The sequence below is a fragment of the Pseudomonas vranovensis genome, from assembly GCF_040438935.1.
Lineage (GTDB): Bacteria > Pseudomonadota > Gammaproteobacteria > Pseudomonadales > Pseudomonadaceae > Aquipseudomonas > Aquipseudomonas vranovensis.
Genome location: NZ_CP159259.1, coordinates 5,203,500 through 5,229,529 on the forward strand (window position 1 = coordinate 5,203,500; position 26,030 = coordinate 5,229,529).

Annotated in this window: 20 protein-coding genes and 1 pseudogene; 13 read left to right on the forward strand and 8 right to left on the reverse strand. The window is 61.4% G+C overall.

The window, feature by feature from the left end; translation table 11 throughout:
- Positions 1 to 149: 149 nt before the first annotated feature.
- The 3 genes from ABVN19_RS24050 to ABVN19_RS24060 all read right to left on the reverse strand — a co-directional run bounded on the left by ABVN19_RS24050 (position 150) and on the right by ABVN19_RS24060 (position 2,576).
- Positions 150 to 464: a DUF2388 domain-containing protein gene (locus tag ABVN19_RS24050; protein ID WP_105641401.1), complete on the reverse strand. Its 315-nt coding sequence runs from the start codon at positions 462 to 464 to the stop codon at positions 150 to 152.
- 53 nt (positions 465 to 517) lie between these two features.
- Positions 518 to 2,170, reverse strand: a complete 1,653-nt coding sequence (locus ABVN19_RS24055) for a GspE/PulE family protein (protein WP_353632777.1) — start codon at positions 2,168 to 2,170, stop codon at positions 518 to 520.
- An 88-nt stretch (positions 2,171 to 2,258) separates the two neighbouring features.
- The gene (locus tag ABVN19_RS24060; RefSeq protein WP_051270455.1) at positions 2,259 to 2,576 is read right to left on the reverse strand and encodes a hypothetical protein; all 318 of its coding nucleotides are present in this window, start codon (positions 2,574 to 2,576) and stop codon (positions 2,259 to 2,261) included.
- A 125-nt stretch (positions 2,577 to 2,701) separates the two neighbouring features.
- Between ABVN19_RS24060 and ABVN19_RS24065 the strand changes: the two genes are divergently transcribed.
- The gene (locus ABVN19_RS24065; RefSeq protein ID WP_028942354.1) at positions 2,702 to 3,172 is read left to right on the forward strand and encodes an Lrp/AsnC family transcriptional regulator; all 471 of its coding nucleotides are present in this window, start codon (positions 2,702 to 2,704) and stop codon (positions 3,170 to 3,172) included.
- Between the two features lie 3 nt (positions 3,173 to 3,175).
- Here ABVN19_RS24065 and ABVN19_RS24070 read toward each other — a convergent pair whose 3' ends face one another.
- Positions 3,176 to 4,567: a CYTH domain-containing protein gene (locus tag ABVN19_RS24070; protein WP_028942353.1), complete on the reverse strand. Its 1,392-nt coding sequence runs from the start codon at positions 4,565 to 4,567 to the stop codon at positions 3,176 to 3,178.
- A 125-nt stretch (positions 4,568 to 4,692) separates the two neighbouring features.
- Between ABVN19_RS24070 and argE the strand changes: the two genes are divergently transcribed.
- Entirely contained in the window at positions 4,693 to 5,850 is a 1,158-nt protein-coding gene (argE, locus tag ABVN19_RS24075; protein ID WP_028942352.1) for an acetylornithine deacetylase, read from the forward strand.
- A 115-nt stretch (positions 5,851 to 5,965) separates the two neighbouring features.
- The gene (argA, locus tag ABVN19_RS24080) at positions 5,966 to 7,264 is read left to right on the forward strand and encodes an amino-acid N-acetyltransferase (RefSeq protein ID WP_028942351.1); all 1,299 of its coding nucleotides are present in this window, start codon (positions 5,966 to 5,968) and stop codon (positions 7,262 to 7,264) included.
- 58 nt (positions 7,265 to 7,322) lie between these two features.
- Here argA and ABVN19_RS24085 read toward each other — a convergent pair whose 3' ends face one another.
- On the reverse strand, positions 7,323 to 8,699 hold the full coding sequence (locus ABVN19_RS24085; RefSeq protein WP_028942350.1) for a glutamine synthetase family protein: 1,377 nt from the start codon (positions 8,697 to 8,699) through the stop codon (positions 7,323 to 7,325).
- Between the two features lie 602 nt (positions 8,700 to 9,301).
- Between ABVN19_RS24085 and ABVN19_RS24090 the strand changes: the two are divergent.
- The 7 genes and pseudogenes from ABVN19_RS24090 to ABVN19_RS24120 all read left to right on the forward strand — a co-directional run bounded on the left by ABVN19_RS24090 (position 9,302) and on the right by ABVN19_RS24120 (position 17,596).
- Positions 9,302 to 10,661 (forward strand): annotated as a pseudogene (locus ABVN19_RS24090) (glutamine synthetase family protein).
- Positions 10,662 to 10,708: 47 nt separating this feature from the next.
- Positions 10,709 to 12,067, forward strand: coding sequence for an aspartate aminotransferase family protein (locus tag ABVN19_RS24095; RefSeq protein ID WP_105641403.1), 1,359 nt, complete (start codon positions 10,709 to 10,711; stop codon positions 12,065 to 12,067).
- A gap of 169 nt (positions 12,068 to 12,236) precedes the next feature.
- Entirely contained in the window at positions 12,237 to 13,334 is a 1,098-nt protein-coding gene (locus tag ABVN19_RS24100) for a polyamine ABC transporter substrate-binding protein (protein ID WP_028942347.1), read from the forward strand.
- Between the two features lie 161 nt (positions 13,335 to 13,495).
- A complete protein-coding gene (locus tag ABVN19_RS24105) occupies positions 13,496 to 14,590 on the forward strand; it encodes a polyamine ABC transporter substrate-binding protein (protein WP_028942346.1) in 1,095 nt (364 codons plus the stop codon).
- A 59-nt stretch (positions 14,591 to 14,649) separates the two neighbouring features.
- On the forward strand, positions 14,650 to 15,792 hold the full coding sequence (gene potA / locus ABVN19_RS24110) for a polyamine ABC transporter ATP-binding protein (protein WP_028942345.1): 1,143 nt from the start codon (positions 14,650 to 14,652) through the stop codon (positions 15,790 to 15,792).
- Positions 15,789 to 16,709 (forward strand): ABC transporter permease subunit, encoded by a 921-nt coding sequence (locus ABVN19_RS24115; RefSeq protein ID WP_028942344.1) that lies wholly within the window; start codon positions 15,789 to 15,791, stop codon positions 16,707 to 16,709. Before potA ends, ABVN19_RS24115 begins: the two co-directional genes overlap by 4 nt.
- A complete protein-coding gene (locus tag ABVN19_RS24120) occupies positions 16,706 to 17,596 on the forward strand; it encodes an ABC transporter permease subunit (RefSeq protein ID WP_028942343.1) in 891 nt (296 codons plus the stop codon). The genes ABVN19_RS24115 and ABVN19_RS24120 overlap by 4 nt, the downstream gene beginning before the upstream one ends.
- Positions 17,597 to 17,653: 57 nt before the next feature.
- On the opposite strand, the gene ABVN19_RS24125 is transcribed toward ABVN19_RS24120, so the two are convergent.
- Positions 17,654 to 18,850, reverse strand: a complete 1,197-nt coding sequence (locus ABVN19_RS24125; RefSeq protein WP_105641404.1) for an AAA family ATPase — start codon at positions 18,848 to 18,850, stop codon at positions 17,654 to 17,656.
- 148 nt (positions 18,851 to 18,998) lie between these two features.
- On the opposite strand from ABVN19_RS24125, the gene ABVN19_RS24130 reads away from it, so the two are divergent.
- The 3 genes from ABVN19_RS24130 to ABVN19_RS24140 are packed head-to-tail and all read left to right on the forward strand — an operon-like array spanning position 18,999 to position 24,204.
- The gene (locus ABVN19_RS24130) at positions 18,999 to 20,090 is read left to right on the forward strand and encodes an efflux RND transporter periplasmic adaptor subunit (protein WP_036989502.1); all 1,092 of its coding nucleotides are present in this window, start codon (positions 18,999 to 19,001) and stop codon (positions 20,088 to 20,090) included.
- Positions 20,087 to 21,160, forward strand: a complete 1,074-nt coding sequence (locus tag ABVN19_RS24135; protein ID WP_028942341.1) for an efflux RND transporter periplasmic adaptor subunit — start codon at positions 20,087 to 20,089, stop codon at positions 21,158 to 21,160. Before ABVN19_RS24130 ends, ABVN19_RS24135 begins: the two co-directional genes overlap by 4 nt.
- Entirely contained in the window at positions 21,157 to 24,204 is a 3,048-nt protein-coding gene (locus ABVN19_RS24140) for an efflux RND transporter permease subunit (RefSeq protein ID WP_028942340.1), read from the forward strand. Before ABVN19_RS24135 ends, ABVN19_RS24140 begins: the two co-directional genes overlap by 4 nt.
- Before the next feature lie 64 nt (positions 24,205 to 24,268).
- On the opposite strand, the gene ABVN19_RS24145 is transcribed toward ABVN19_RS24140, so the two are convergent.
- Together ABVN19_RS24145 and ABVN19_RS24150 are read right to left on the reverse strand one after the other, a co-directional pair.
- Complete coding sequence (locus ABVN19_RS24145) at positions 24,269 to 24,913, reverse strand: methionine ABC transporter permease (protein WP_105641405.1); 645 nt, start codon at positions 24,911 to 24,913, stop codon at positions 24,269 to 24,271.
- Positions 24,903 to 26,030 (reverse strand): methionine ABC transporter ATP-binding protein, encoded by a 1,128-nt coding sequence (locus ABVN19_RS24150; protein WP_105641406.1) that lies wholly within the window; start codon positions 26,028 to 26,030, stop codon positions 24,903 to 24,905. The genes ABVN19_RS24145 and ABVN19_RS24150 overlap by 11 nt, the downstream gene beginning before the upstream one ends.

Consider the following 26,030-nt stretch of genomic DNA (forward strand, 5'->3'; position numbering starts at 1 on the left):
CCGCAGGCCCACTGGGACATATGTGTGGCCGGACTTGCCGGCGATCGACCGCACAGCGGTCGTAGGTCAGCACGGGTCTCATCGCTGGCAAGCCAGGTCCCACAGGTTTTGTATGTGCCTGCAGGAGCGGGCTTGCTCCGCGACGTCTTTTATTCGCTTACGGCATTCTTGGCCAGAATTGCATTGGCCAGTTCCATGTCGCTCGCGTCCAGGCCTGGGTTGTCGGCCCGTACTTTCTGCATCGCCGCTTCCAGGTAGGGGCCACAGATATTGCCTTCGCTGGCAACAAAACTACCGGCATCGTCCTGGGCGGCAACAACCAGCTTGTGGTCCTTGAAGGTCAGGTAGGTGGAGCCGGTGGTTGCGCCTGAGGAAATGACATTGCGCCAGAACGTATCGGCCATGGCCGAACCGACAGGCAGGGACAGCAGGGCAAGGGTTGCGACTGCAAATTTGACACGCATTGCGGGTGACTCCAGCTGAGTTGAACTGAGCGCTTGGATCGAATCCCCTTGCTCTAGTTCCCCGGCGCCACCCGTAGCACTTCTGCCGTTGACGTCAGGCCCAGTGCCACCTTTTGTGCCCCGCTCTGGTGCAGGCTGCGCAGTCCCTCATCACATGCCTGGCGACGAAGTGCTGTCAGGTCTGCATCATTGCCGATACGGCGACCGAACGCGGCACTGACGCACAGCACTTCATGGATACCCGTACGCCCGTGATAGCCGGTTTGCCGGCATTCGTTACAGCCCCTGGCCTGATAGCCAGCCTCGAGCGCGGCTAGCGGCTGTTTGCAGGCAGGGCAGAGCGTGCGCACCAACCGCTGCGCCATCACCCCGATCAGCCCGGCCTTGATCAGGTGGGGCGCGATACCCAGCTCCAGCAGGCGGGTGATGGCGCTGCAGGCGTCGTTGGTGTGCAGGGTGGAAAGCACCAGATGGCCGGTGAGCGCAGCCTGGAACGCCACCTGGGCGGTTTCCAGGTCACGTATTTCGCCGATCATGATGATGTCCGGATCTTGCCGCAGCAGGGCCCGGGCACCTTCTGCAAAGCCCAGGTCGATGGCCGGGTGAACCTGCAATTGATTGAACGTCGGTTCAACCATTTCGATCGGGTCTTCGACAGTACACAGATTGACCTCGGGTGTAGCCAGGTACTTGAGGGTGGCGTAAAGGGTGCTGGTCTTGCCAGAGCCCGTGGGGCCGGTTACCAGGATCAGGCCGTGCCGCTGTCCAATCACGCGCTGCCACAGTGTCAGGTCGTCGCCGTCCAGGCCCAATTGAGCAAAGTCCTGCTGCAACAGGAACGGATCGAAGAGGCGCAGCACCAGTTTTTCACCAAAGGGAGTGGGCAGGGTCGACAAGCGCAGCTCGACTTCGCTGCCGGCGGTGAGCCGGGTCTTGATCCTGCCGTCCTGTGGGCGCCGCTTTTCGGCGACATTCATGCGTCCCAGCGTTTTCAGGCGACTGACGACCGCCAGCGTGACGTCGGTGGGGAACTGGTAGATCGGGTGCAGCAATCCGTCGATGCGAAACCGCAGCTGGCCGTGATCGCGTCGGGGTTCGATGTGGATATCGCTGGCGCGCTGGTCGAAGGCGTACTGCAAAAGCCAGTCGACGATGGCGACAATATGGGTTTCTTCATTGTCGCGCCGGGCCGTGTTGCTGTTAGCCGCGTTGACCGACCGTGCAAGCTGGCAGAACGTCTGGCTGAACTGGCGGATCTGCGCGGGGCTGGCCAGGACGCGCTTGATCGGGCGGCGCAGCACCTGGCCAAGATCCACCTCCCAGGCCCGCACGAAGGGTTGCGCGCTGGCCACCGTGACGCAGTGGGCATCGACAGCGACGGCCAGTATTGCGTGGCGTCGGGCAAAGGCGGCAGACATCAGCTCAGCCGTCGCGCTCAGGTCAAGTTGCAGGGGGTCTATATACAGATAGGGCTGGCAGGCGCGCTCTGCCAACCACTGGCACAGGGTGTCGAGGTCAAGGCGTTGGCCGGCCCGGCGTGGGTCGGGCAGATGCTGGCGGGCGATCGGTTCGAGCGGGTGTTCATCCTCGGCCAGTCCTTGAGTGGCCAATAGTCGAGCGGCGGCAGGGGTAATGAGCTGGGCGTCGAGCAGGTCGGTCAGCAGGCTGTCCAAGCTCAGCCAGTGGTCCTGAGGGGGAGTGGGCATGTGGCGTCCTTGCCGTTGCCTGAAGGGGTGGCAACGACAAGATTAGTCGACCGATTCAATCAGTGCGGTCGGCAAGCGACTTCAAGCATTACAAGGTATGCGCTGACTGCAGTCGGACATCGTCGACGCAAATAAGATTGCGCATTTTTTGAGCAATGAGCTCAGCCCGGTGCCAGCTCAGCCCGGTGATGTCGATCTCGACCTCCAGCAGTTCGTCCTGTTGTTTCATCTGCACTTTGTGCGGGGTGAGGAACTGCAGTGCGAACAGGTTCAGTACGCGGCACAGGCTATCGGGCTCGGCCTCGACCTGCAGGTGGTAGCGCACGTTGCTGTGGGCAGTGCTGGCGGCCCAGACGTCTTCACGCAGCGGTGTGAGGGGGCTGTCGAAACGTTCGAGTGCGCTCATGGGAATCTCCGGTGTCAGTGGGGAAATTTTTACATGCGCGTGCGGGAAATTTTTCTCTATGATCGGCAACTATCCAGAAATTACGAATTGATCAATTCGCCCGGTGCCGATCAAGAGGAAAAAATATGCAGAGTGAGTTAGACGCCTATGATCGTCGCATCCTGGCCCTGTTGCAGGAGGATGCCTCGCTTTCCAGTGCGCAGATTGCCGAGCGGGTGGGGCTCTCGCAGTCGCCGTGCTGGCGGCGCATTCAGCGGATGAAGGAGGAGGGGGTGATTCGAGGCCAGGTGACCTTGCTCGATCGCAAGAAGATCGGCCTGAACACGCAGATTTTCGCCGAGGTCAAACTCAACGCCCATGGCCGCAGCAACTTTACCGAGTTCACCGAGGCGATTCGCGGTTTTCCCGAAGTGCTGGAGTGTTATGTGCTGATGGGCGCGGTGGACTTTCTGTTGCGTATTGTCACCCCGGACATCGAAGCCTACGAACGTTTCTTCTTCGAAAAGTTGTCGATGGTGCCGGGGATCCAGGAGGTCAACTCGATCGTGGCCTTGTCCGAAATCAAGTCCACGACGAGTCTGCCGGTGCTGCGCTGAGCCTTACTTGCGCAGCAAGTGCTTCCAGCCACGGCTCTGGAACACAGCCATCGCTTGGTCCGCACGGGCTTCGAGGACCTCGGTGCGCACATCAGCTTCCACTTCGTCGCTGATCGGCAGGTTGGCCAGCTCGTGCAGCTTGTTCAGCTCACCAAACAGGCGGTCCAGGTCCGGGCTCTCCAGCACCTGGCGGGCGTGGTGCAACCAGGCCAGCAGGCGCTCGATACGTGGCAGTTGCTCGGCCAGGTCTTCAGGTTGGCGATGGTACAGGGGCAGTTGCAGGTCCTTCGCTTCGTCAGCCAGCAGCACGTTCAGCCAGTTGGCCAGCTGTGCCGCACCTTGGCGGTCGCCGCGCTTGTTGCGCTCGACGGTCCAGCCGCGGGCCAGCAGCCAGCGCGAAGTTTCCAGGGAGAACTGGCCCCAGCGCGTGTCCAGCAACTCTTCGGCGAACTGCTCGGGCGCCGCACGGCGTACATCTTCGTCGTCGTTGCCGGCCAGTACCAGTGGGCGCCAGTCTTCCAGCAGCGCGTCGAGGCTGGCACGCAGGGCACGGGTAGTCGCACGCGGTGCGGCCTGACCCAGGCTGCTGGCCAGGGCGCGCAGTTCGGACAGGGACTGGACCCAGTCCTGCAGCAGGCGCCAGTGGCCATTAAAACGATACTGCTCGGCCAGGCGCTGGCTGCTGCCCAGCAGTTGCCAGGCCAGGGCTGCGAAGGCGTCGTCCAGCGTCATTTCGGCATTCAGCTCGGCGCCTGGCAGGCTCAGGGCGTAGCTGCTCGGGTCGAGCAGGCGATAGCCGCGCTCGGCCTTGCTGATATCACACGGGAACAATGGCAGCGTGGCGGACAGCTCGGCGGCCAGTTCCAGCAGCGCCTCTGGCTCGCCTTCGCGCAGTTCCAGTTCCAGCTCGCAGATTTCTTCCTTCTGCTTGCCGGCGACTACGGTGCCCAGGTCCAGGGCCGCTTCGATCACCACTTTGGCCTTGCCGCGGCCCCAGGCGATTTCCGCGTATTCGCGGGTGAAATCGGTGGTGAACAGCGCCTTGATGGTCTTTTTGTCCACTTCGGCCAGCTCAGCCGGCCAGCATTGCTCGTCAAGTTTCTTCAGGTCCAGCTTGGCCTTGGGCAGCTCCCATTCGTGCTCGTTGCGCTGGGACAGGCCGGCGACGCTCTGGCCGCGGGTCTTGAGGGTCTGGATGACCACGTCACCGTCGCGGCGCAGGCGCAGGGCAACCTTGGCCGCGGCCAGGTCACGCTCCGGGGTATCGAAGTACTGGTTCAGCAGCTCGCGCTGCTGCCAGCCGGACTTGTTGCGCTTCTTCAGCAATGGGTGCTCGCGCAAGGCGGCGAGGGTCTCGCGGCTGACCCGCAGTTTGATTTCGGTTTCTTTATGCATTGCTGGTGATCCAGGCTCGAATGACAGGGAGCGTCGTGGGGCGCAGTGTACAGGAGTCGGCTCGTGGCGGTTTATTCCCGGTGCCCGATGGCCCTATGATGGGCCAAGCCCCGTGGAGAATGCGCATGCCGTTGCCATCGCTCAAAGACCAGTTCGCCGCGCTGATTGCCGCGCCCTCGGTCAGTTGTACCCAAGCTGCGCTGGATCAATCCAACCGTGCGGTGATCGACCTGCTGGCCGGCTGGCTGGGAGACCTGGGTTTTACCTGCGATATCCAGCAGGTTACGCCGGGCAAGTTCAACTTGCTGGCCTCCTACGGCAGCGGTCCGGGTGGGCTGGTGCTGGCCGGGCACAGCGATACCGTGCCTTACGATCCTGAACTGTGGCAGACCGATCCGCTGAAGCTGACCGAGGTAGACGGGCGCTGGGTCGGCCTTGGCAGTTGCGACATGAAGGGCTTCTTCGCCCTGATCATCGAGGCGGTGCAACCGCTGCTGGCTCACGATTTCAAGCAGCCGCTACTGATCCTCGCCACGTGCGACGAAGAGAGCTCGATGTCAGGTGCCCGGGCCCTGGCTGAAGCAGGCCGGCCATTGGGCCGGGCTGCCGTGATCGGCGAGCCGACCGGGCTCAAGCCGATTCGCCTGCACAAGGGCGTAATGATGGAACGCATCGATATTCTCGGCCGCAGTGGCCATTCGTCGGACCCAAGCCTGGGCCACAGTGCGCTCGAGGCCATGCACCAGGTCATGGGCGAACTGATGGAGCTGCGCCGGCAATGGCAGAAAGAATTCAACAACGCTCAGTTCAGCGTGCCGCAGCCGACGATGAATTTCGGTTGTATCCATGGCGGTGACAACCCCAACCGGATCTGCGGCCAGTGTGCCCTGGAGTTCGACTTGCGGCCATTGCCGGGCATGGACCCGCAAGCGCTGCGCGCCGCCATCCGGCAGAAGCTGGTGCCGCTGGCCGAGCAGCATCAGGTAAAGATCGATTACGCGCCGCTGTTCCCGGAGGTGCCGCCGTTCGAGCAGGCGGCCGATGCCGAGCTGGTGCGGGTAGCCGAACGTCTGACCGGTCATCGGGCCGAAGCGGTAGCCTTCGGCACCGAAGCGCCTTATCTTCAGCGCCTGGGGTGTGAAACCCTGGTGCTGGGCCCTGGCGACATCGCCTGTGCCCACCAGCCGGGTGAGTACCTTGAAATGTCACGCTTGCAGCCTACCGTGCGTCTATTGCGTGAATTGATCGAACATTACTGCCTGAGCCCGGTCATTACCCGCTGAGTTCGGCCGTTTTCCCAAGGAGATTGCGCGTGACGCCAAGCCTGTTCCGACGATAACCCTTCGAGCGCTGTGTGCTTTCCCGTACTTGTCTCCACTCTCTACAGGCTCTGTGGTTATGCCCGAATACGTCAATTGGTTGCGTCATGCTTCGCCTTACATCAATGCCCACCGCGACTGCACCTTTGTGGTCATGCTTCCCGGAGACGGCGTCGAGCACCCCAACTTCGGCAATATCGTCCACGACCTGGTCCTGTTGCACAGCCTGGGGGTTCGCCTGGTGCTGGTGCATGGCTCGCGTCCGCAGATCGAAAGCCGCCTGACCAGCCGCGGCCTGACCCCGCACTACCATCGCGGCATGCGCATCACCGATGCCGCGACCCTGGAATGTGTGATCGACGCCGTGGGGCACCTGCGCATCGCTATCGAGGCGCGCCTGTCGATGGACATGGCTGCCTCGCCGATGCAGGGTTCGCGCTTGCGGGTAGCCGCAGGCAACTTGGTCACCGCGCGGCCGATCGGCGTTGTCGAAGGGGTGGATTACCACCACACCGGCGAAGTGCGCCGGGTTGACCGCAAAGGTATCAACCGCCTGCTCGACGAGCGTTCGATCGTGCTGTTGTCGCCATTGGGCTACTCGCCCACGGGCGAGATCTTCAACCTGGCCTGTGAGGATGTCGCCACCCGTGCGGCCATCGAACTGGGCGCCGACAAGCTGCTTTTGTTCGGAGCTGAGCGTGGCTTGCTCGACGAGCAGGGGCGGCTGGTGCGTGAACTGCGTCCGCAGCAGGTACCCGCGCACTTGCAGCGCCTGGGCAGCGACTACCAGGGCGAGCTGCTCGATGCGGCGGCCGAAGCCTGCCGGGGCGGCGTGGCGCGCAGTCACATCGTCAGCTACGCCGAAGACGGCGCTTTGCTGACCGAGTTGTTCACCCGTGACGGTGGCGGCACCCTGGTGGCCCAGGAGCAATTCGAGAAGGTGCGCGAGGCGGCGATCGAGGATGTCGGTGGTTTGCTCGACCTGATCAGCCCGCTGGAAGAGCAGGGCATTCTGGTGCGTCGTTCACGCGAGGTACTGGAGCGCGAGATCGAGCAGTTCAGCGTGGTTGAGCGCGAAGGCATGATCATCGCCTGTGCGGCGTTGTACCCGATTGCAGACTCCGAGGCCGGAGAGCTGGCGTGCCTGGCGGTGAACCCTGAGTACCGCCATGGCGGGCGCGGTGACGAGTTGCTGGAACGCATCGAGACGCGGGCGCGGGAGATGGGGCTCAATACGCTGTTCGTGCTGACGACGCGTACGGCGCACTGGTTCCGGGAGCGGGGGTTTGTGCCGAGCGGAGTCGAGCGACTGCCGGCGGCGCGGGCGTCACTGTACAACTATCAGCGTAATTCGAAGATTTTCGAGAAGTCGCTTTAAATGCATCGCGGGGCCAGCCCGCTCCTACAGTAGGAGTGGGCTGGCCCCGCGATTGCATTCATACGGTATGCAGATACCAGTTGTACTCAAGGTCGGAGATGGAGTGTTCGAACTCCTCCAGCTCACTTTCCTTGCAGGCCACGAAGATATCGATGTACTTCGGATCGATGTACTTGGCCAGGATCTCGCTGTCGTCCAGCTCGCGCAGTGCATCGCGCAGGTTGTTCGGCAGGCTCTGCTCGTTCTGCTCGTAGGAGTTGCCTTCGGTCGGCGCACCCGGCTCGACCTTGTTGGTCAGGCCATGGTGGACACCGGCCAGCACGGCCGCCATCAGCAGGTACGGGTTGGCATCGGCGCCGGCAACCCGGTGTTCGATGCGCACGGCGTCTGGCGTGCCGGTTGGAACGCGCAGGGCAACGGTACGGTTGTCCAGGCCCCAGCTTGGCGAGTTCGGTACGTAGAACTGGGCACCGAAACGGCGGTACGAGTTGACGTTCGGGCACAGGAACGCCATCGACGCCGGTAGGGTCTCGAGCACACCGCCGATCGCGTGACGCAGTGCGGCGTTCTGCTCGGGATCCTCGCTGGTGAAGATGTTCTTGCCATCTTTGTCCAGCACCGAAATATGGACATGCAGACCATTACCCGCCTGGCCCGGATAGGGCTTGGCCATGAAGGTGGTGTCCATCTCATGGTCGTAGGCGATGTTCTTGATCAGGCGCTTGAGCAATACCGCGTAGTCGCAGGCCTTCATCGGGTCGGCAACGTGGTGCAGGTTGACTTCGAACTGCGCCGGAGCGCTTTCCTTGACGATGGCGTCGGCAGGGATGCCCTGTTCCTTGGCGCCTTCGAGGATGTCCTGCAGGCAGTCGACGTATTCGTCCAGATCGTCGATCAGGTAAACCTGGGTCGACATCGGGCGTTTGCCGGAGATGGGCGAGCGCGGTGGCTGTGGGCGACCGTTCACGTTCTCCTGGTCGATCAGGTAGAACTCCAGCTCGAACGCGGCGCAAATGGTCAGGCCCATCTCGTCGAACTTGCTCACGACCTGGCGCAGGACTTCCCGCGGGTCGGCAAAGAACGGCTCGCCTTCGAGTTCGTGCATGGTCATCAGCAGTTGCGCGGTTGGGCGCTTCTGCCAGGGTTCGTTGGACAGGGTGTCCGGGATTGGATAGCAGATGCGGTCGGCATCGCCGATGTCCAGGCCCAGGCCGGTGCTTTCGACCGTGGAGCCGTTGATATCCAATGCGAAGAGGGAGGCCGGCAGGTTGATGCCTTTCTCGTAAACCTTGTGGAGGCTGGTGCGCTCGATGCGCTTGCCACGCACCACACCATTCATATCTGCAATCAGAAGGTCAACGTAGAGAACCTCAGGATGTTCCTTAAGGAACGCGTTCGCTTCGTTAAGCTGAACGGCACGCGGGGGTACCGACATGATGCAACACCTTTGTTGTTAAAAATATCAATCAATGGGGGCTTGCAGGTTCAGTCAATCCGAAAGCCATGCTGAAGTCAAGCCAACCCCATGATGCCCTAAAATGGCCTCGCAGCGGCATTTTTGCTGCAATAGAGGGCATGAGCAAGGACTCCTTTCGTACGGTATCGGCTGTTTTGAGCGTGCCGTGTTCTATTTTTTACGGGGGTGTTGTGTAAAAAAATGAACAACGCTAAGCTCGGTGGCAACCCATAACATCAATAATACCGGGGGTTACATGTCACGTTTGCCGACAACTGGCATCACCGTCTGCCGTTCGCAGATTGGTTTGCACGCATTCCTCGCGAGTGGCCAACGCCATGCGCCAGCGGCGTGCGCCCCGGCTGAAATAATTGACGGCTTGAGCGTCCTGCTCGTTGTCCACGCCTCTTCAAACGACCTCTGCCTTCACTATAGCGGGCTCATCAGCCTTGCGGGTAATACCCGTCGCGGTCTCCCTGCGTCTGGCTTTTGCTTTAGCTCCGAGGGGCATCCAGAATGTCTGGGACGGCCCACTCCGGGTGTCCTGACGACTGTCCAGACATTTACCTCCTGAGGTATTTATGAGTAACAACCTCGACCAGCTCACCGATTGGTTGAAAGAACACAAGATCACCGAAGTGGAGTGCTTGATCAGCGACCTCACCGGGATCACCCGTGGCAAGATTTCTCCAACCAACAAGTTCATCGCCGAAAAAGGCATGCGCTTGCCCGAGAGTGTCTTGCTGCAGACGGTTACCGGCGACTATGTCGACGATGACATCTATTACGAGCTGCTGGACCCGGCGGACATCGACATGATCTGCCGCCCTGACGAGAACGCGGTGTTTCTCGTGCCCTGGGCCATCGAGCCTACGGCCCAGGTGATCCATGACACCTACGACAAGCAGGGCAACCCGGTCGAGCTGTCGCCGCGCAACGTCCTCAAGAAGGTACTCAAGCTCTATGCCGACAAAGGCTGGCAGCCGATCGTGGCGCCGGAGATGGAGTTCTACCTGACCAAACGCTGCGAAGACCCGGACTTCCCGCTGCAGCCGCCAATCGGTCGTTCCGGCCGGCCGGAAACCGGCCGCCAGTCGTTCTCCATTGAAGCCGCCAACGAATTCGACCCGCTGTTCGAGGATGTCTACGACTGGTGCGAGCTGCAGAACCTGGACCTTGACACGCTGATCCACGAAGACGGCACTGCGCAGATGGAAATCAACTTCCGTCACGGCAACGCCCTGGCCCTGGCCGACCAGATCCTGGTGTTCAAGCGGACCATGCGTGAAGCGGCGCTCAAGCACAACGTCGCCGCCACCTTCATGGCCAAGCCCATGACCGGCGAGCCTGGCAGTGCCATGCACTTGCACCAGAGCATCATCGACGTACATACCGGCAAGAACATCTTCTCCGATGAAGATGGCCGCATGAGCGAGCTGTTCCTCAATCACGTCGGTGGTCTGCAGAAGTTCATCCCGGTGGTACTGCCGCTCTTCGCCCCGAACGTCAACTCCTTCCGCCGCTTCCTGCCCGACACCTCGGCGCCGGTAAACGTCGAGTGGGGCGAGGAGAACCGTACCGTGGGCCTGCGCGTACCGGATGCCCGGCCCGCAGAACCGCCGCGTGGAAAACCGCTTGCCTGGCGCTGACGCCAACCCGTACCTGGCAATCGCCGCCAGTTTGTTGTGCGGCTACATCGGCATGGTCGAAGGCATCAAGCCTAGTGCGCCAGTGCAAGGCCGTGGTTACGAGCGGCGCAACCTGCGCCTGCCGCTGACCATCGAGGATGCGCTGGAGCGGATGGAAAACTGCCAGGCCCTGGAGCCGTACCTGGGCAAGAAATTCATCACCGGCTACGTCGCCACCAAGCGCGCCGAACATGAAAACTTCAAACGCGTAATCAGCTCCTGGGAACGTGAGTTCCTGCTGTTTGCGGTCTGATCAACCCGGAGCCGCAGGACCGCGGCCGTCAGAAAACGGAGAAGCACATGAGTGTCAACAACCCGCAAACCCGCGAGTGGCAAGACCTGAGCCGTGATCATCACCTGGCGCCTTTCAGTGACTACAAACAATTGAAAGAGAAGGGGCCGCGCATCATCACAAAAGCTGAAGGTGTTCACTTGTGGGACAGCGAGGGTAACAAAATCCTCGACGGCATGGCGGGCCTGTGGTGTGTGGCCGTTGGCTACGGCCGTGAAGAGCTGGTGGAAGTCGCTGCCAAGCAGATGCGCGAGCTGCCGTACTACAACCTGTTTTTCCAGACCGCTCACCCGCCGGCACTGGAACTGGCCAAGGCCGTTTCCGCCGTGGCGCCAAAAGGCATGACCCATGTGTTCTTCACCGGCTCCGGCTCCGAAGGCAACGACACCAACCTGCGCATGGTCCGCCATTACTGGGCGCTCAAGGGCAAGCCGCAAAAGCAGGTAATCATCGGCCGTATCAACGGTTATCACGGTTCCACCGTGGCCGGCGCTGCCCTGGGTGGCATGAGCGGCATGCATGCTCAGGGCGGCACGCTGCCGGGCATCGAGCATATCCCGCAGCCTTACTGGTTCGGTGAAGGCGGCGACATGACCCCGGACGAGTTCGGTGTGTGGGCAGCCGAGCAACTGGAAAAGAAAATCCTCGAAGTCGGTGAAGACAACGTCGCCGCCTTTATCGCCGAGCCGATCCAGGGCGCGGGCGGGGTGATCATTCCGCCAGACACCTACTGGCCGAAGATCAAGGAGATCCTGGCCAAGTACGACATCCTGTTCATTGCCGACGAAGTGATCTGCGGCTTCGGTCGCACCGGCGAGTGGTTCGGCTCCGATTATTACGACCTCAAGCCTGACCTGATGACCATCGCCAAGGGCCTGACCTCCGGTTACATCCCCATGGGTGGTGTGATCGTGCGTGACGAAGTGGCCAAGGTGCTCTCCGAAGGTGGCGACTTCAACCACGGCTTCACTTACTCCGGTCACCCGGTGGCGGCTGCGGTGGGCCTGGAAAACCTGCGAATCCTGCGCGACGAGAAAATTATCGAGCGCGTGCAGGAGGAAACGGCACCGTATTTGCAAAAACGTCTGCGCGAGCTGAACGATCACCCGTTGGTGGGTGAAGTGCGCGGCCTGGGCATGCTCGGTGCAATCGAACTGGTCAAGGACAAGGCAACCCGCACCCGTTATGAAGGCCAGGGCGCCGGCATGATCTGCCGCCAGCACTGCTTCGACAACGGTTTGATCATGCGCGCCGTGGGCGACACCATGATCATTGCACCACCGCTGGTCATCAGCCATGAAGAGATCGACGAGTTGGTTGAAAAGGCACGCAAATGCCTGGACTTGACGCTCGAAGCGCTGAAATAGCCAAGTGCTAGGCTAGCGTAATGGCATCATCGTGATTCAAGGCGCGCTTTTGTTGAAAGAGCGCCTTGGAACTTGCCAGACTAGCGACTGTTTCAGTCGCCCAGTGCTTGCGCCGTAGAGAGCCGGCCGCTGAACAGATGGCTTAACAAAAAATTCTGGAGCATTACGCATGAAGAAATTGGGCAAGACGTTGTTGGCTGTGTCCCTGATGGGCGCCATGGCCAGTGCTGTTCAGGCGGATGACAAAGTGCTGCACGTATACAACTGGTCCGATTACATCGCACCGGATACCGTCGCCAAGTTCGAAAAGCAGTCGGGTATCAAGGTTGTCTATGACGTCTTCGACAGCAACGAAACCCTGGAAGCCAAGTTGCTGGCGGGCAAGTCCGGTTACGACGTGGTCGTACCGTCCAACAACTTCCTGGCCAAGCAAATCAAGGCGGGCGTTTATCAGGAACTGGACCGTTCCAAGTTGCCGAACTGGAAGAACCTCGACGAAGACCTGCTCAAGGCCGTTGGTGATGCCAGCGACCCGGGCAACAAATATGCGTTCCCCTACATGTGGGGCTCCATCGGTATCGGTTACAACCCGGAGAAGGTCAAGGCTGCACTGGGCGTCGACAAGATCGACTCCTGGGATGTGGTGTTCAAGCCGGAAAACATCGAGAAGCTCAAGAGCTGCGGCGTAAGCTTCCTCGACGCTCCGACCGAGATGATCCCGGCGGCGCTGCACTACCTCGGCAAACCCACCAACAGCACCGACAAAGCTGACCTCAAGGCCGCAGAAGAGCTGTTCCTGAAAGTGCGTCCGTCGATCGCCTACTTCCACTCTTCCAAGTACATCTCGGACCTGGCCAACGGCAACATCTGCGTGGCCGTGGGCTACTCGGGTGACCTGGAGCAGTCCAAGGCCCGTGCCCACGAGGCCGGTGACAAGGTCAAGCTGGACTACATCATTCCGAAAGAAGGCGCGGGTACTTTCTACGACATGGTTGCCATTCCCAAGGATGCCGCCAACGTCGACGCCGCCTACAAGTTCATGGACTTCCTGATGCAGCCGGAAGTCATGGCCGAGATCACCAATGCCGTGCGCTTCCCGAACGGCAACAAGGCGGCTACCCCGCTGGTGGACAAAGACATCTCGGGCGATCCAAGCATCTACCCACCGGCCGATGTGAAGAAACAGCTGTATGCAATTGCTGACCCGGGTGCCAAGGCCCAGCGCGAAATCACTCGCAGCTGGACCAAGATCAAATCGGGCAAGTAAGCACGCGTTACCACTGGGCGTGGTGTCAATCACGTCCAGTGGCTTCAGCAGGTAAATTTTTTTTGCGACAAGAGTGCATCGAAGGTAAGTTGCGCGCCGGTTTGCGTTTACGGCAGGTGTTTCTGTCGTTTGCCACTGGCACTATTGTGAGGACCTCCCACTTGTCTATTTCTGTATTTCGCAAGGCCATGCTGGCTGGAGCGGGTCTGACGCTGGCATTCAGCGTCCAAGCGGCGCCCACGGTGCACATTTATAACTGGTCGGACTATATCGGTGAGACCACGCTCGCAGACTTCGAGAAAGCCACCGGGATCAAACCGGTGCAGGATGTCTTCGATTCCAACGAAACCCTGGAAGGCAAGTTGCTGGCCGGTCGCACCGGCTATGACGTGGTAGTGCCGTCCAACCATTTTCTCGGCAAGCAGATCAAGGCGGGCGCGTTCCAGAAACTCGACAAGTCGTTGCTGCCGAACTACTCGAACCTGGACCCTGCGCTACTGAAGCGCCTGGAAAAGAACGATCCGGGCAACCAGTACGCCGTGCCTTACCTGTGGGGCACCAATGGCATCGGCTATAACGTCGAGAAGGTCAAGGCCGCGCTGGGAACCGACAAGATCGACTCCTGGGCCATGCTGTTCGAACCGGAAAACATCAAGAAGCTCTCCAAGTGCGGTGTCGCCTTCCTCGACTCGGCTGACGAGATGCTGCCGGCAGTACTCAACTACATGGGGCGCGACCCCAACAGCACCAACCCCAAGGACTACGCCGACGCCGAGAAAAAGCTCCTGGCCGTGCGTCCCTACGTGACCTACTTCCACTCCTCCAAATACATCTCCGACCTGGCCAACGGCGACATCTGCGTGGCCGCCGGCTTCTCCGGCGATGTGTTCCAGGCCAAGTCCCGCGCCGAAGAAGCCGGCAAGGGAGTGGACGTGGCGTATGTAATTCCCAAGGAGGGCGGAAACCTCTGGTTCGACATGCTGGCGATCCCCAAGGACTCCACCAATGTCAAAGAGGCCCACGCCTTCATCAACTATTTGCTGCAGCCTGAGGTCATTGCCCAGGTCAGCGATTACGTCGGTTATGCCAACCCGAACCTCAAGGCTGGCGATCTGATGGACCAGAGCGTACGAACCGACGCAGCGGTTTACCCACCGCAAGAAGTGCTGGACAAGTTGTACGTCAACTCTGAGCTACCGCCCAAAGTGCAACGTTTGATGACCCGTAGCTGGACCAAGGTCAAGTCGGGCAAGTAAATATCCAGGGTCCGTCACGGCAGGGGCGGACGCAAAAAATCTTGTTGGGAGTTCCACACATGGCAGTTGCCTCCGGTGCCTATAAGAAAGCCCTCGAGGGCGATCAGCAACCTAAACAGGTGCTGGTCAAAATCGATCGGGTTACAAAAAAGTTCGACGAAACGGTCGCCGTGGACGATGTGTCCCTGGAAATCAAGAAGGGCGAGATCTTCGCCCTGCTGGGCGGTTCCGGTTCTGGTAAATCCACGTTGCTGCGCATGCTCGCCGGTTTCGAGCGTCCGACCGAAGGCCGGATCTTCCTCGATGGCGTAGACATCACCGATATGCCGCCCTACGAGCGGCCGATCAATATGATGTTCCAGTCCTATGCGCTGTTCCCGCACATGACCGTGGCGCAGAACATCGCCTTCGGCCTGCAGCAGGACCGCATGCCCAAGGCCGAGATCGACGCCCGTGTCGGCGAGATGCTCAAGCTTGTGCATATGACCCAGTACGCCAAGCGCAAGCCGCACCAGCTCTCGGGTGGCCAGCGTCAGCGTGTGGCTCTGGCCCGCTCCCTGGCCAAACGCCCGAAACTGCTGTTGCTCGACGAGCCGATGGGCGCACTGGACAAAAAACTGCGTTCGCAAATGCAGCTGGAACTGGTGGAAATCATCGAGCGCGTTGGCGTGACCTGCGTCATGGTGACCCACGACCAGGAAGAGGCCATGACCATGGCCCAGCGCATCGCCATCATGCACCTGGGCTGGATTGCCCAGATCGGCAGCCCGATCGACATCTACGAAACCCCGACCAGCCGACTGGTCTGCGAGTTCATCGGCAACGTCAACCTGTTCGACGGGGAAGTAGTCGAAGACGCCGAGGGCCACGCGGTGATTGCCAGCCCTGAGCTGGAGCGCAAGATCTACGTCGGCCACGGTGTCACCACCTCGGTCGAAGACAAACGCATCACCTATGCCCTGCGTCCGGAAAAACTGCTGGTCACCACCCAGCAACCGACCTGCGAGCACAACTGGTCGCGCGGCAAGGTCCACGACATTGCCTACCTGGGCGGTCACTCGGTGTTCTACGTCGAATTGCCTGGCGGGAAGATCGTCCAGTCGTTCGTCGCCAACGCCGAGCGCCAGGGCACCCGACCTACCTGGGATGACCAGGTCTACGTCTGGTGGGAAGACGACAGCGGCGTGGTACTGCGGTCATGAACATGCGCAAGCTCAAGCGAGCATTCAATCGAATAAAACCCGAAGGTCGCCATGTGGTGATCGGGGTGCCATTCATCTGGCTGTTCCTGTTCTTCATGCTGCCGTTCTTCATCGTCCTGAAAATCAGCTTCGCTGAAGCGGACGTGGCGATTCCGCCGTACACCGAGATCTACAGCTACGTCGAAGACAAGGTCCAACTGGTGCTCAACCTGGCCAACTACGGCCTGTTGACCGAGGATGAACTGTACATTTCGGCCTACCTGGGCTCGTTGAAGATGGCCTTCGTCAGCACGCTGCTGTGCCTGCTGATCGGCTACCCGATGGCCTATGCCATTGCCAATGCGCGCAAGGAAACCCAGACGGTCCTGTTGCTGCTGATCATGATGCCGACCTGGACCGCGATCCTGATCCGCGTTTATGCCTGGATGGGTATCCTCAGCAACAACGGGCTGCTCAATGCCTTCCTGATGTGGCTGGGGCTGATCGACCAGCCACTGCAGATCCTCAACACCAACCTTGCGGTGTATATCGGCGTGGTCTATTCGTACCTGCCGTTTATGATCCTGCCGCTCTACGCCAACCTGGTCAAACACGACCAGAGCCTACTCGAGGCGGCATCGGACCTGGGGTCGAGCACCTTCAACAGCTTCTGGAAAATCACCGTGCCGCTGTCGAAGAACGGCATCATCGCCGGCTGCATGCTGGTGTTCATTCCGGTGGTGGGCGAGTTCGTCATTCCTGAGCTGCTCGGCGGCCCGGAAACCCTGATGATCGGTAAAGTGTTGTGGCAAGAGTTCTTCAACAACCGCGACTGGCCGGTGGCGTCTGCCCTGGCGGTAGTGATGCTGGCGATCCTGATCGTGCCGATCCTGCTCTTCAACCGTAGTCAGGCCAAAGAGATGGAGGGCAGGGCATGAAGCGTTTCAGTTTCTCCAAACTGATGTTGGTCGTGGGCTTGCTGTTCATCTACCTGCCCATGCTGATTCTGGTGATCTACTCGTTCAACGCCTCCAAGCTGGTAACGGTGTGGGGCGGCTGGTCGGTGAAGTGGTACGTCGGCCTGCTCGACAACAGCCAGCTGATGGGCTCGGTGATGCGCTCGCTGGAGATCGCCTGCTACACCGCGATCGCCGCCGTGGCGCTGGGCACCCTGGCAGCCTTCGTGCTGACCCGGGTGACCCGCTTCAAGGGCCGTACCCTGTTCGGTGGCCTGGTCACCGCGCCGCTGGTAATGCCCGAGGTGATCACCGGTCTGTCGCTGTTGCTGCTGTTCGTGGCCATGGCGCAGATGATCGGCTGGCCGCAGGAGCGTGGCATTGTCACCATCTGGATCGCCCACACCACGTTCTGCGCTGCGTATGTGGCGGTAGTGGTGTCGGCCCGCCTGCGTGAACTGGACCTGTCCATCGAAGAGGCGGCCATGGACCTGGGTGCAAAACCGTGGAAGGTGTTCTTCCTGATCACCATCCCGATGATCGCGCCTTCGCTGGCGGCGGGCGGCATGATGTCCTTTGCCTTGTCGCTGGACGACCTGGTACTGGCCAGCTTCGTGTCGGGCCCAGGCTCGACCACCTTGCCGATGGAAGTCTTCTCTGCCGTGCGTCTGGGCGTGAAGCCGGAAATCAACGCCGTGGCCAGCCTGATCCTGCTGTCGGTGTCGCTGGTGACCTTCATGGTCTGGTACTTCAGCCGTCGCGCTGAAGAGCGTCGCCGCCGGGCGATCCAGCAAGCCATCGAAGAAAGCGCTGCCGACTCGTGGAAACAGCCGGACGTGCGTCGCGCGCCGGCGCCTGTTTCGGCGTGATGGATCGCGGGGCAAGTCCGCTCCTACTGCAGGAGCGGGCCTGCCCCGCGATAACGTTCAATCCGGCCAGTGCCAGGCCGGCTCATCCAGCATCCCCTGACCCGCCACCCGGGTCTGTCCCAATTCTTTCTCCAGCACAATCGAGTTGCAGGTCGCATCCTGTTCAAGCGCGGCCACCAATCGCCGTGCGTGCGAAACCACCCACACCTGGCAATGCTCGGTGGCACGAATGATCAAACGTGCCAATGCCGGCAGCAAATCCGGGTGCAGGCTGGTCTCTGGCTCGTTGAGTACCATCATGGTCGGCGCCCGAGGGCTGAGAAGCGCCGCTACCAGCAGCAGGAAGCGCAATGTTCCGTCCGACAGTTCCGCCGCCGACAACGGTCGCAGCAGGCCTTCCTGGTGGAACTGCAGGTTGAACAACCCGCCGGGCACTGCATCGATGGTCAGGTGCGAGCCGGGAAAGGCATCGCTCAAGGTCGCCCACAATGCCTGTGCATCACCGATCTCGATGATGGTCTGCAGGGCTGCAGCCAGGTCGCGGCCGTCATGGTGCAGCACCGGGGTACGGGTACCCAGTTGCGGACGACGCGCCGGTGCATCGCGGTCGGTGCGAAAGTGATCGTAGAAGCGCCAGCCGCGAATCCGTTCGCGCAGGTGGACTACCTCCGGCGAAGAGCGCAGGTTGCCGACCTGGTCATACAGGCTGTCGAAGTCTGGCGTGTGCTGCGCCAGCACGTCCCACTGGCGCCCTTCGCGGGCACGGATCATCGCACCCTGACGGTCCACCAGCAGGCTGGCCGGGCGGTACACCGGCCCGGCCCAGATGCATTCACGCTTGATCTGCGGGTCGAGGGTAAAGCGCGAAGCAATCGGGGTGCTGTGTCCAGGCAGCATGAAGTGGCCACTGGAGGCCGGCAGGCCCAGGCCGATGGCATAACCGAAGTCTTCACTGGCAAAACCCAGGCGCAAGCGCTTGACGTCCTGGCGGGGGCCGCCTTCGACGGCCACCTCGCCACGGCTCATGCGCCGGCTGATGCGCTCGGGGCCGGCCCAGAACGTCGACTCCAGGCCACCTTCGCCGGCCAGCGCATTGACTACACCGCCCTGGGCGGTTTCAGCCAACAGGCGCAGGGCCTTGTACAAGTTGGATTTGCCGCTGCCGTTGGGGCCGGTGATCACGTTCAGGCGCGCCAGTGGCAGCACCAGGTGATTGATCGAGCGGTAATTGGCGACGGCCAGGGTGGTGAGCATCACAGCGTCCTTGCGCGGGCATTGGGTCGTCAGTATCGCCCATTCTAAAAGCTTGAATGAATTGCGTTTGTCGCGAGCGGCAGATGGAACCCTGATCTACGCTAACACTCGCATCTCTATATCGAATTGGCACATGCAAGGAGCCTGCATGACGGTGTTGCGTCCTGTATTGATCGTCAGCCTGGGAACATTGCTCGTGCTGGGTGGGTGCGGTGAGAAAAAAGCCGCTGAAGCCGAAATGCCCAGAGTCGGCGTACAACGTGTAGAACCCGGTGATTTCGCTGCGTCCGTGACCTTGACCGGCGACGTTCAGGCGCGGGTGCAGACCGATCTCTCTTTCCGCGTGGGCGGCAAGATCATTTCCCGCAGCGTCGACGTCGGCGACCACGTCAAAGCCAACCAGGTACTGGCCAGGCTCGATCCCAAGGATCTGCAGGCCAACGTCGACTCGGCCAAGGCCGAAGTGTTCGCCGCACAGGCGCGGGTGACGCAATCGAGCGCCGCGTTTGTCCGTCAGCAAAAGTTGCTGCCCAAGGGCTATACCAGCCAGAGCGAGTACGACTCGGCCCAGGCCCAATTGCTCAGCAATCAGAGTGCCCTGAAGGCGGCCCAGGCGCAGTTGGCCAATGCCCGCGAACAACTGAGCTACACCGCGCTGGTGGCCGAGGCGGATGGGGTCATCACCGATCGCCAGGCTGAGGTTGGCCAGGTGGTGCAGGCGACGGTGCCGATCTTCGGCCTGGCCCGCGATGGCGACCGCGATGCGGTGTTCAACGTCTATGAAGCCTTGTTGTTGGCACCGGCGACCGACGACCCGATTACCGTGAGCCTGGTGGACAACCCGAAAATCCAGGCCCAGGGCCGTGTGCGTGAAGTCACCCCGACGGTCTCGTCGCAAAGCGGCACGGTGCAAGTGAAGGTAGCGCTGCAGAATGTGCCGGCGGGCATGGAGCTTGGCTCGCCGGTCACCGCCACCGGCAATGTCCAGGGCAAGCCCAGTATCGAGCTGCCCTGGTCAGCCTTGACCAAGGACCTGCATGAACCAGCGGTGTGGTTGGTCGGCGAGGGCAACAAGGTCAGCCTGCAGAAGGTCAAGGTCACGCGATACCTCACGGGCAAGATTGTGGTGGGCGAAGGCCTCAAGGAAGGTGAAACCGTGGTAGTGGCAGGAGGTCAGTTACTCAATCCAGGCATGGAGGTGGAAATCGCACCGCTCAAGGACATCGGGGTGGTGCAATGAAGGCCATGACCCTTGTTGTAGGCGGTGCTGTGCTGTTGCTCGCTGGCTGTGGCAAAGAAGCCGCAGCCCCTGAGCCGGTACGGCCGGTGCTGTCGATGATTGTTCAGCCCCAGGTGCAGGCAAGCCTGGGGCGTTTTGCCGGCACTATCCAGGCGCGCTATGAAAGCACCCTGGGTTTTCGCGTGGGGGGGCGCATTGCTCGACGCTGGGTGGATGTCGGCAGTCAGGTCAAGCCGGGTGATGTGCTCGCCAGCCTCGACCCCACCGATCAACGCAACCAGTTGCGTGCAGCCGAAGGCGACCTGGCCAAGGTGCAGGCCCTGTGGATAAACGCCCAGGCCAATGCCCGCCGCCAGCAGCAGTTGTTCGACCGGGGCGTGGGTGCGCAGGCACAGCTGGACATTGCCCAGACCGACCTGAAAACCACCGGTGCTTCGCTGGAGCAGGCCCGGGCTGCCGTCGATCAGGCCCGCGACCAGCTCAGTTACAGCGAGCTGCGCACCGATCATGCTGCCGTCGTCACCAACTGGCAGGCCGAGGCCGGGCAGACCGTCAGTGCCGGTCAGGCGGTGGTCACCCTGGCGCGGCCGGAAATCAAGGAAGCGGTCATTGACCTGCCCACCTATCTGGCCGAGCAACTGACCCCGGATCTGAAATTCGTGGTGGCCTCGCAGCTGGACCCGAGCATCAACACCAGTGCCACTCTGCGTGAACTCGAGCCCCAGGCTGACGCTGCCACCCGTACCCGGCGCGCCCGGCTTACCCTGGCCAATACGCCAAATGCATTCCGCCTGGGTACCTCGATCAGTGTCACCTTGAGCTCTGCCGTGTCGCCACGCAGCGAGCTGCCGGCATCGGCCCTGCTGGAAAGCGATGGGCAGACCCGAGTCTGGATCGTCGACCCGCAGCAAAAAACCGTGTCCACCCGTGAGGTGAAGTTGCTTGAACGCACACCCGGCACGGTGGTACTGGCCTCCGGCGTTCAAGCCGGGGAGCGTGTGGTGACCGCAGGTGTTAACAGTCTCAAACCAGGCCAGAAGGTCATCGTCGACGAGGAAGACGCGCAATGAAAGGAAGCTTCAACCTCTCGGAGTGGGCGCTGAAGCACCAATCCTTTGTCTGGTACCTGATGTTCGTCGGCTTGCTGATGGGCGTGTTCTCCTACATGAACCTGGGGCGAGAAGAAGACCCCTCGTTCACCATCAAGACCATGGTTATCCAGACCCGCTGGCCGGGTGCGACCCAGGACGAAACCCTCTACCAGGTCACTGACCGCATCGAGAAAAAGCTCGAAGAACTGGATTCGCTCGACTATGTGAAGAGCTACACCCGCCCGGGTGAATCGACGGTCTACGTCAACTTGCGCGACACCACCAAGGCCGAGGACATTCCGCAGATCTGGTACCAGGTGCGCAAGAAGATCCAGGACATCCGCGGCCAGTTCCCCCAGGGCATCCAGGGGCCGGCGTTCAACGATGAGTTCGGTGATGTATTCGGCTCGATCTATGCCTTTACCGCCGACGGTCTGAGCATGCGACAGTTGCGCGACTACGTCGAGCAGGTGCGTGCCGAGATCCGCGAGGTGCCCAACCTGGGCAAGGTGGAGATGATCGGCACCCAGGATGAAGTGCTGTACCTGAACTTCTCCACGCGCAAACTGGCGTCCTTCGGTATCGACCAGCGTCAGGTGCTGCAGGCCTTGCAGGCCCAGAACGCGGTGACCCCTGCCGGGGTCATCGAAGCCGGGCCCGAGCGGATTTCGGTGCGTACCACTGGCCAGTTCGCCTCCGAGAAAGACCTCGAGGCGGTCAACCTGCGAATCAATGACCGCTTCTTCCGCCTGGCCGACATCGCCGAGATCGAGCGTGGCTATGTCGATCCACCGGCGCCCATGTTCCGCTTCAACGGCCAGACCGCCATCGGCCTTGCCATCGGTATGAAAGCCGGCGGCAACATTCAGGTCTTCGGTGCCAACCTGCACAAGAAAATGGAAAGCGTCACCGCCGAATTGCCAGTGGGCGTTGGCGTACACACGGTATCCGACCAGGCGGTGGTGGTCGAAGAAGCCGTGGGCGGGTTCACCAGCGCGCTGTTCGAGGCGGTCATCATCGTACTGGTGGTGAGCTTCATCAGCCTCGGAGTACGTGCCGGGTTGGTGGTGGCCTGCTCGATTCCGCTGGTGCTGGCCATGGTGTTCATCTTCATGGAGTACAGCGGCATCACCATGCAGCGGATCTCGCTGGGTGCCTTGATCATTGCCCTGGGCCTGCTGGTGGACGATGCGATGATCACCGTGGAGGTAATGGTCACGCGCCTGGAAATGGGCGAGACCAAGGAGCAGGCGGCAACCTTCGCCTACACCTCGACGGCCTTTCCGATGCTTACCGGCACCCTGGTGACGGTGGCGGGCTTTGTCCCGATCGGCCTGAACGGCAGTTCCGCGGGCGAGTACACCTACACCCTGTTTGCGGTGATCGCCGCTGCGCTGCTGGTGTCCTGGGTGGTGGCCGTGCTGTTTGCCCCGGTGCTGGGCGTACACATCCTCAGCACCAAGGTGAAGCCGCACAGTGAAGAACCCGGACGGGTCGGCAAGGCGTTCGAAGGCAGCCTGCTGTGGTGCATGCGCAATCGCTGGCTGACCATCATCGGTACGGTGCTGCTGTTCGTGCTGGCGGTGTTCTGCATGCGCTTCGTGCAGAACCAGTTCTTCCCGGCATCGGATCGTCCGGAGATTCTGGTCGACCTCAACCTGCCGCAGAACGCCTCGATCGAAGAAACCCGCAAGGCGGTCGACAAGCTCGAAGCGACGCTCAAAGGTGACCCGGACATCGTGCGCTGGAGTACCTACATCGGGCAGGGCGCGATTCGTTTCTATCTGCCGCTGGACCAGCAACTGCAGAACCCCTACTACGCCCAGCTGGTGATTGTCAGCAAGGGCTTCGAAGAGCGCGAAGGGTTGATGAAACGCTTGAAAGATCGCCTGCGTGAAGACTTCGTGGGCATCGGCACCAACGTCCAGTCGCTGGAAATGGGCCCGCCGGTAGGGCGGCCTATCCAGTACCGAGTCAGTGGCAAGGAGATCGACGAAGTGCGCAAGCACGCCATTGCCCTGGCATCGCTGCTTGACCGCAACGAACACATCGGCGAGATGATTTACGACTGGAACGAGCCGGGCAAGGTGCTGCGGGTCGAGATTGCCCAGGACAAGGCGCGTCAGCTTGGGCTGTCGTCCGAGGATGTCGCCCAGGTCATGAACAGCATCGTCACCGGCGCACCGATCACCGAGGTCAACGACAACATCTACTTGATCGACGTGGTTGCCCGTGCCGAAGACGCCGAGCGTGGTTCACCACAGACCCTGCAGAACCTGCAGATCGTCACCCCCAATGGCACTTCGATTCCGCTGCTGGCGTTCGCCACCGTGCGCTACGAGCTTGAACAACCGCTGGTGTGGCGTCGCGATCGCAAGCCGACCATCACCATCAAGGCCTCGGTGCGCGGTGAGATCCAGCCGACAGACCTGGTGGCCGAGCTCAAGCCGCAGATCGACGCCTTCGCCAGCAAGCTGCCGGTGGGCTACTACGTGGAAACCGGCGGTACCGTGGAGGAAAGCGGCAAGGCCCAGGGCCCGATTGCCAAAGTCATCCCGCTGATGCTGTTCATGATGGGCACCTTCCTGATGATCCAGCTGCAGAGCGTGCAGAAGCTGTTCCTGGTGGTCAGCGTGGCGCCGCTGGGGTTGATCGGGGTGGTGCTGGCGCTGGTGCCGACAGGGACGCCCATGGGCTTTGTGGCGATCCTCGGGATCTTGGCGCTGATCGGCATCATCATCCGCAACTCGGTGATCCTGGTAACCCAGATCGACGAGTACGAAGCCCAGGGCTTCTCGCCCTGGGCGGCGGTGCTGCAGGCCACCAACCACCGACGACGGCCGATCCTGCTGACGGCAGCGGCGGCAAGCCTGGGGATGATCCCGATTGCACGGGAAGTATTCTGGGGCCCGATGGCCTACGCCATGATCGGCGGGATCATCGTTGCTACCTTGCTGACCTTGCTGTTCCTGCCGGCGCTGTATGTGGCCTGGTACAAGATCCGCGAGCCGCAGGAGGCTTGAGGGTTTGCTTGCGGGGCAAGTCGCACTGCCGTTCCTGCGGTAGCTGGCTTGCCCCGCGATGCTTTCAGCGCTTGTTCAAGCCCCTGGCCAAGCGATCCCCGCCCAGCTGGATCAACGCGACCAACGCCACCAGCATGACGATCACGGTCAGCATGATCTGGCTGTCGAATCGCTGGTAGCCGTAGCGGTAGGCGATGTCGCCCAGCCCACCAGCACCAATCGCGCCGGCCATGGCCGAGGAGTTGATCATGGTCACCAGGGTGATGGTAAAGCCGCCGACAATGCCCGACAGAGCCTCGGGCAGCAGCACGTGCCAGACGATGTGCCAACGCCGGCAGCCCATGGCCTGGGCCGCTTCGATCAGGCCGTGGTCGACCTCGCGGAGGCTGACTTCGGCGATGCGGGCAAAGAATGGAGTGGCTGCGATGGTCAGCGGCACTACTGCCGCCCAGACGCCATACGTAGTGCCGACGATCAGGCGGGTGAAGGGGATCAGCGCGACCATCAGGATCAGGAACGGAATCGAGCGGAACACATTGACGAACGCTCCCAGCACCCGGTTCAAGGTGGGCGCTTCGAAGATGCCACCCTTGCCGCTGGTCACCAGGATCACTGCCAGCGGTATGCCGGCCAGCAAGGCGATCAGCGATGACACGCCTACCATCAACAGGGTGTCGAGCACGCCCTGGATCAGTCGATCAGTCCACATACCCCAATACCTCCACCTGCGTGGCCCATGCTCGGGCGCGTTCGATGACCTGTTCATGGCTGTGCGGGGAGTTCGCCACCGACACTACCAACTGCCCCTGCGGGCGGCCCTGGATAGGATCTATGCCGCCTTGCAGCAGGCTGATGCGACCCCCCAGGTGATGGAATAGGGTGGATAGCTCCGGCGCCTGGCGTTCGCTGCCACTGACCTTAAGATTCAGCACCAGCGCCGACTCAGTACTGGCGGCATGTACCTGCAGGCGCGCTTGCAGGGTCGCTGGCAATGCCGGTTGCAAAGGCGCGAGCAGGGTCTTGCTGACCTCATGCTGCGGATTGCCAAACACTTGCCACACCGCCCCCTGTTCGACGATGCGCCCGCGTTCGAGCACCACCACCCGCTGGCAGATGTCGCGGATCACTGCCATCTCGTGGGTAATCAGGACGATGGTCAGCCCCAGGCGCTGGTTGATGTCGCGCAGCAGCTCAAGGATCGATGCTGTGGTTTCCGGGTCGAGTGCCGAGGTGGCTTCATCACACAGGAGAATGTCCGGATCATGTACCAGTGCGCGGGCAATGCCGACGCGTTGCTTCTGGCCACCGGACAACTGCGCGGGGTAGACGTGATGCTTTTCCTCAAGGCCTACCAGCTCAAGCAGCTCGGCGACCTTGTGCTGACGCTCGGTTTTTGCGACGCCCGCCACCTTGAGCGGCAGTTCGACGTTCTGCCACACCGTCTTGGCCGACATCAGGTTGAAGTGCTGGAAGATCATGCCGATTCGCCGGCGCAGGCGTACCAGGCGGTCCTCATCGAACTCGCCGATGTCTACCTGATCGATCAGCACGCGGCCGGTGCTCGGTTGTTCAAGGCGGTTGATGGTGCGGATCAGCGACGACTTGCCCGCACCGCTGCGGCCGATGATGCCGAAGATTTCGCCGCGCTGGATGTTCAGGTCGATGCCTTCCAGTGCCGGGGCGGATTGGCCGGGATAGGTCTTGCCCAGGCCGAGAAAGCGCACGTGGGCGTTGCCCAGTTCCGGGCGCAAGGCCCGTTGCTGAGCGTTTTGCAACGGCTCGAAAGTTTGTCTCTGTTGTGCAAACGGGGCGGTGGCAGCGCTCAT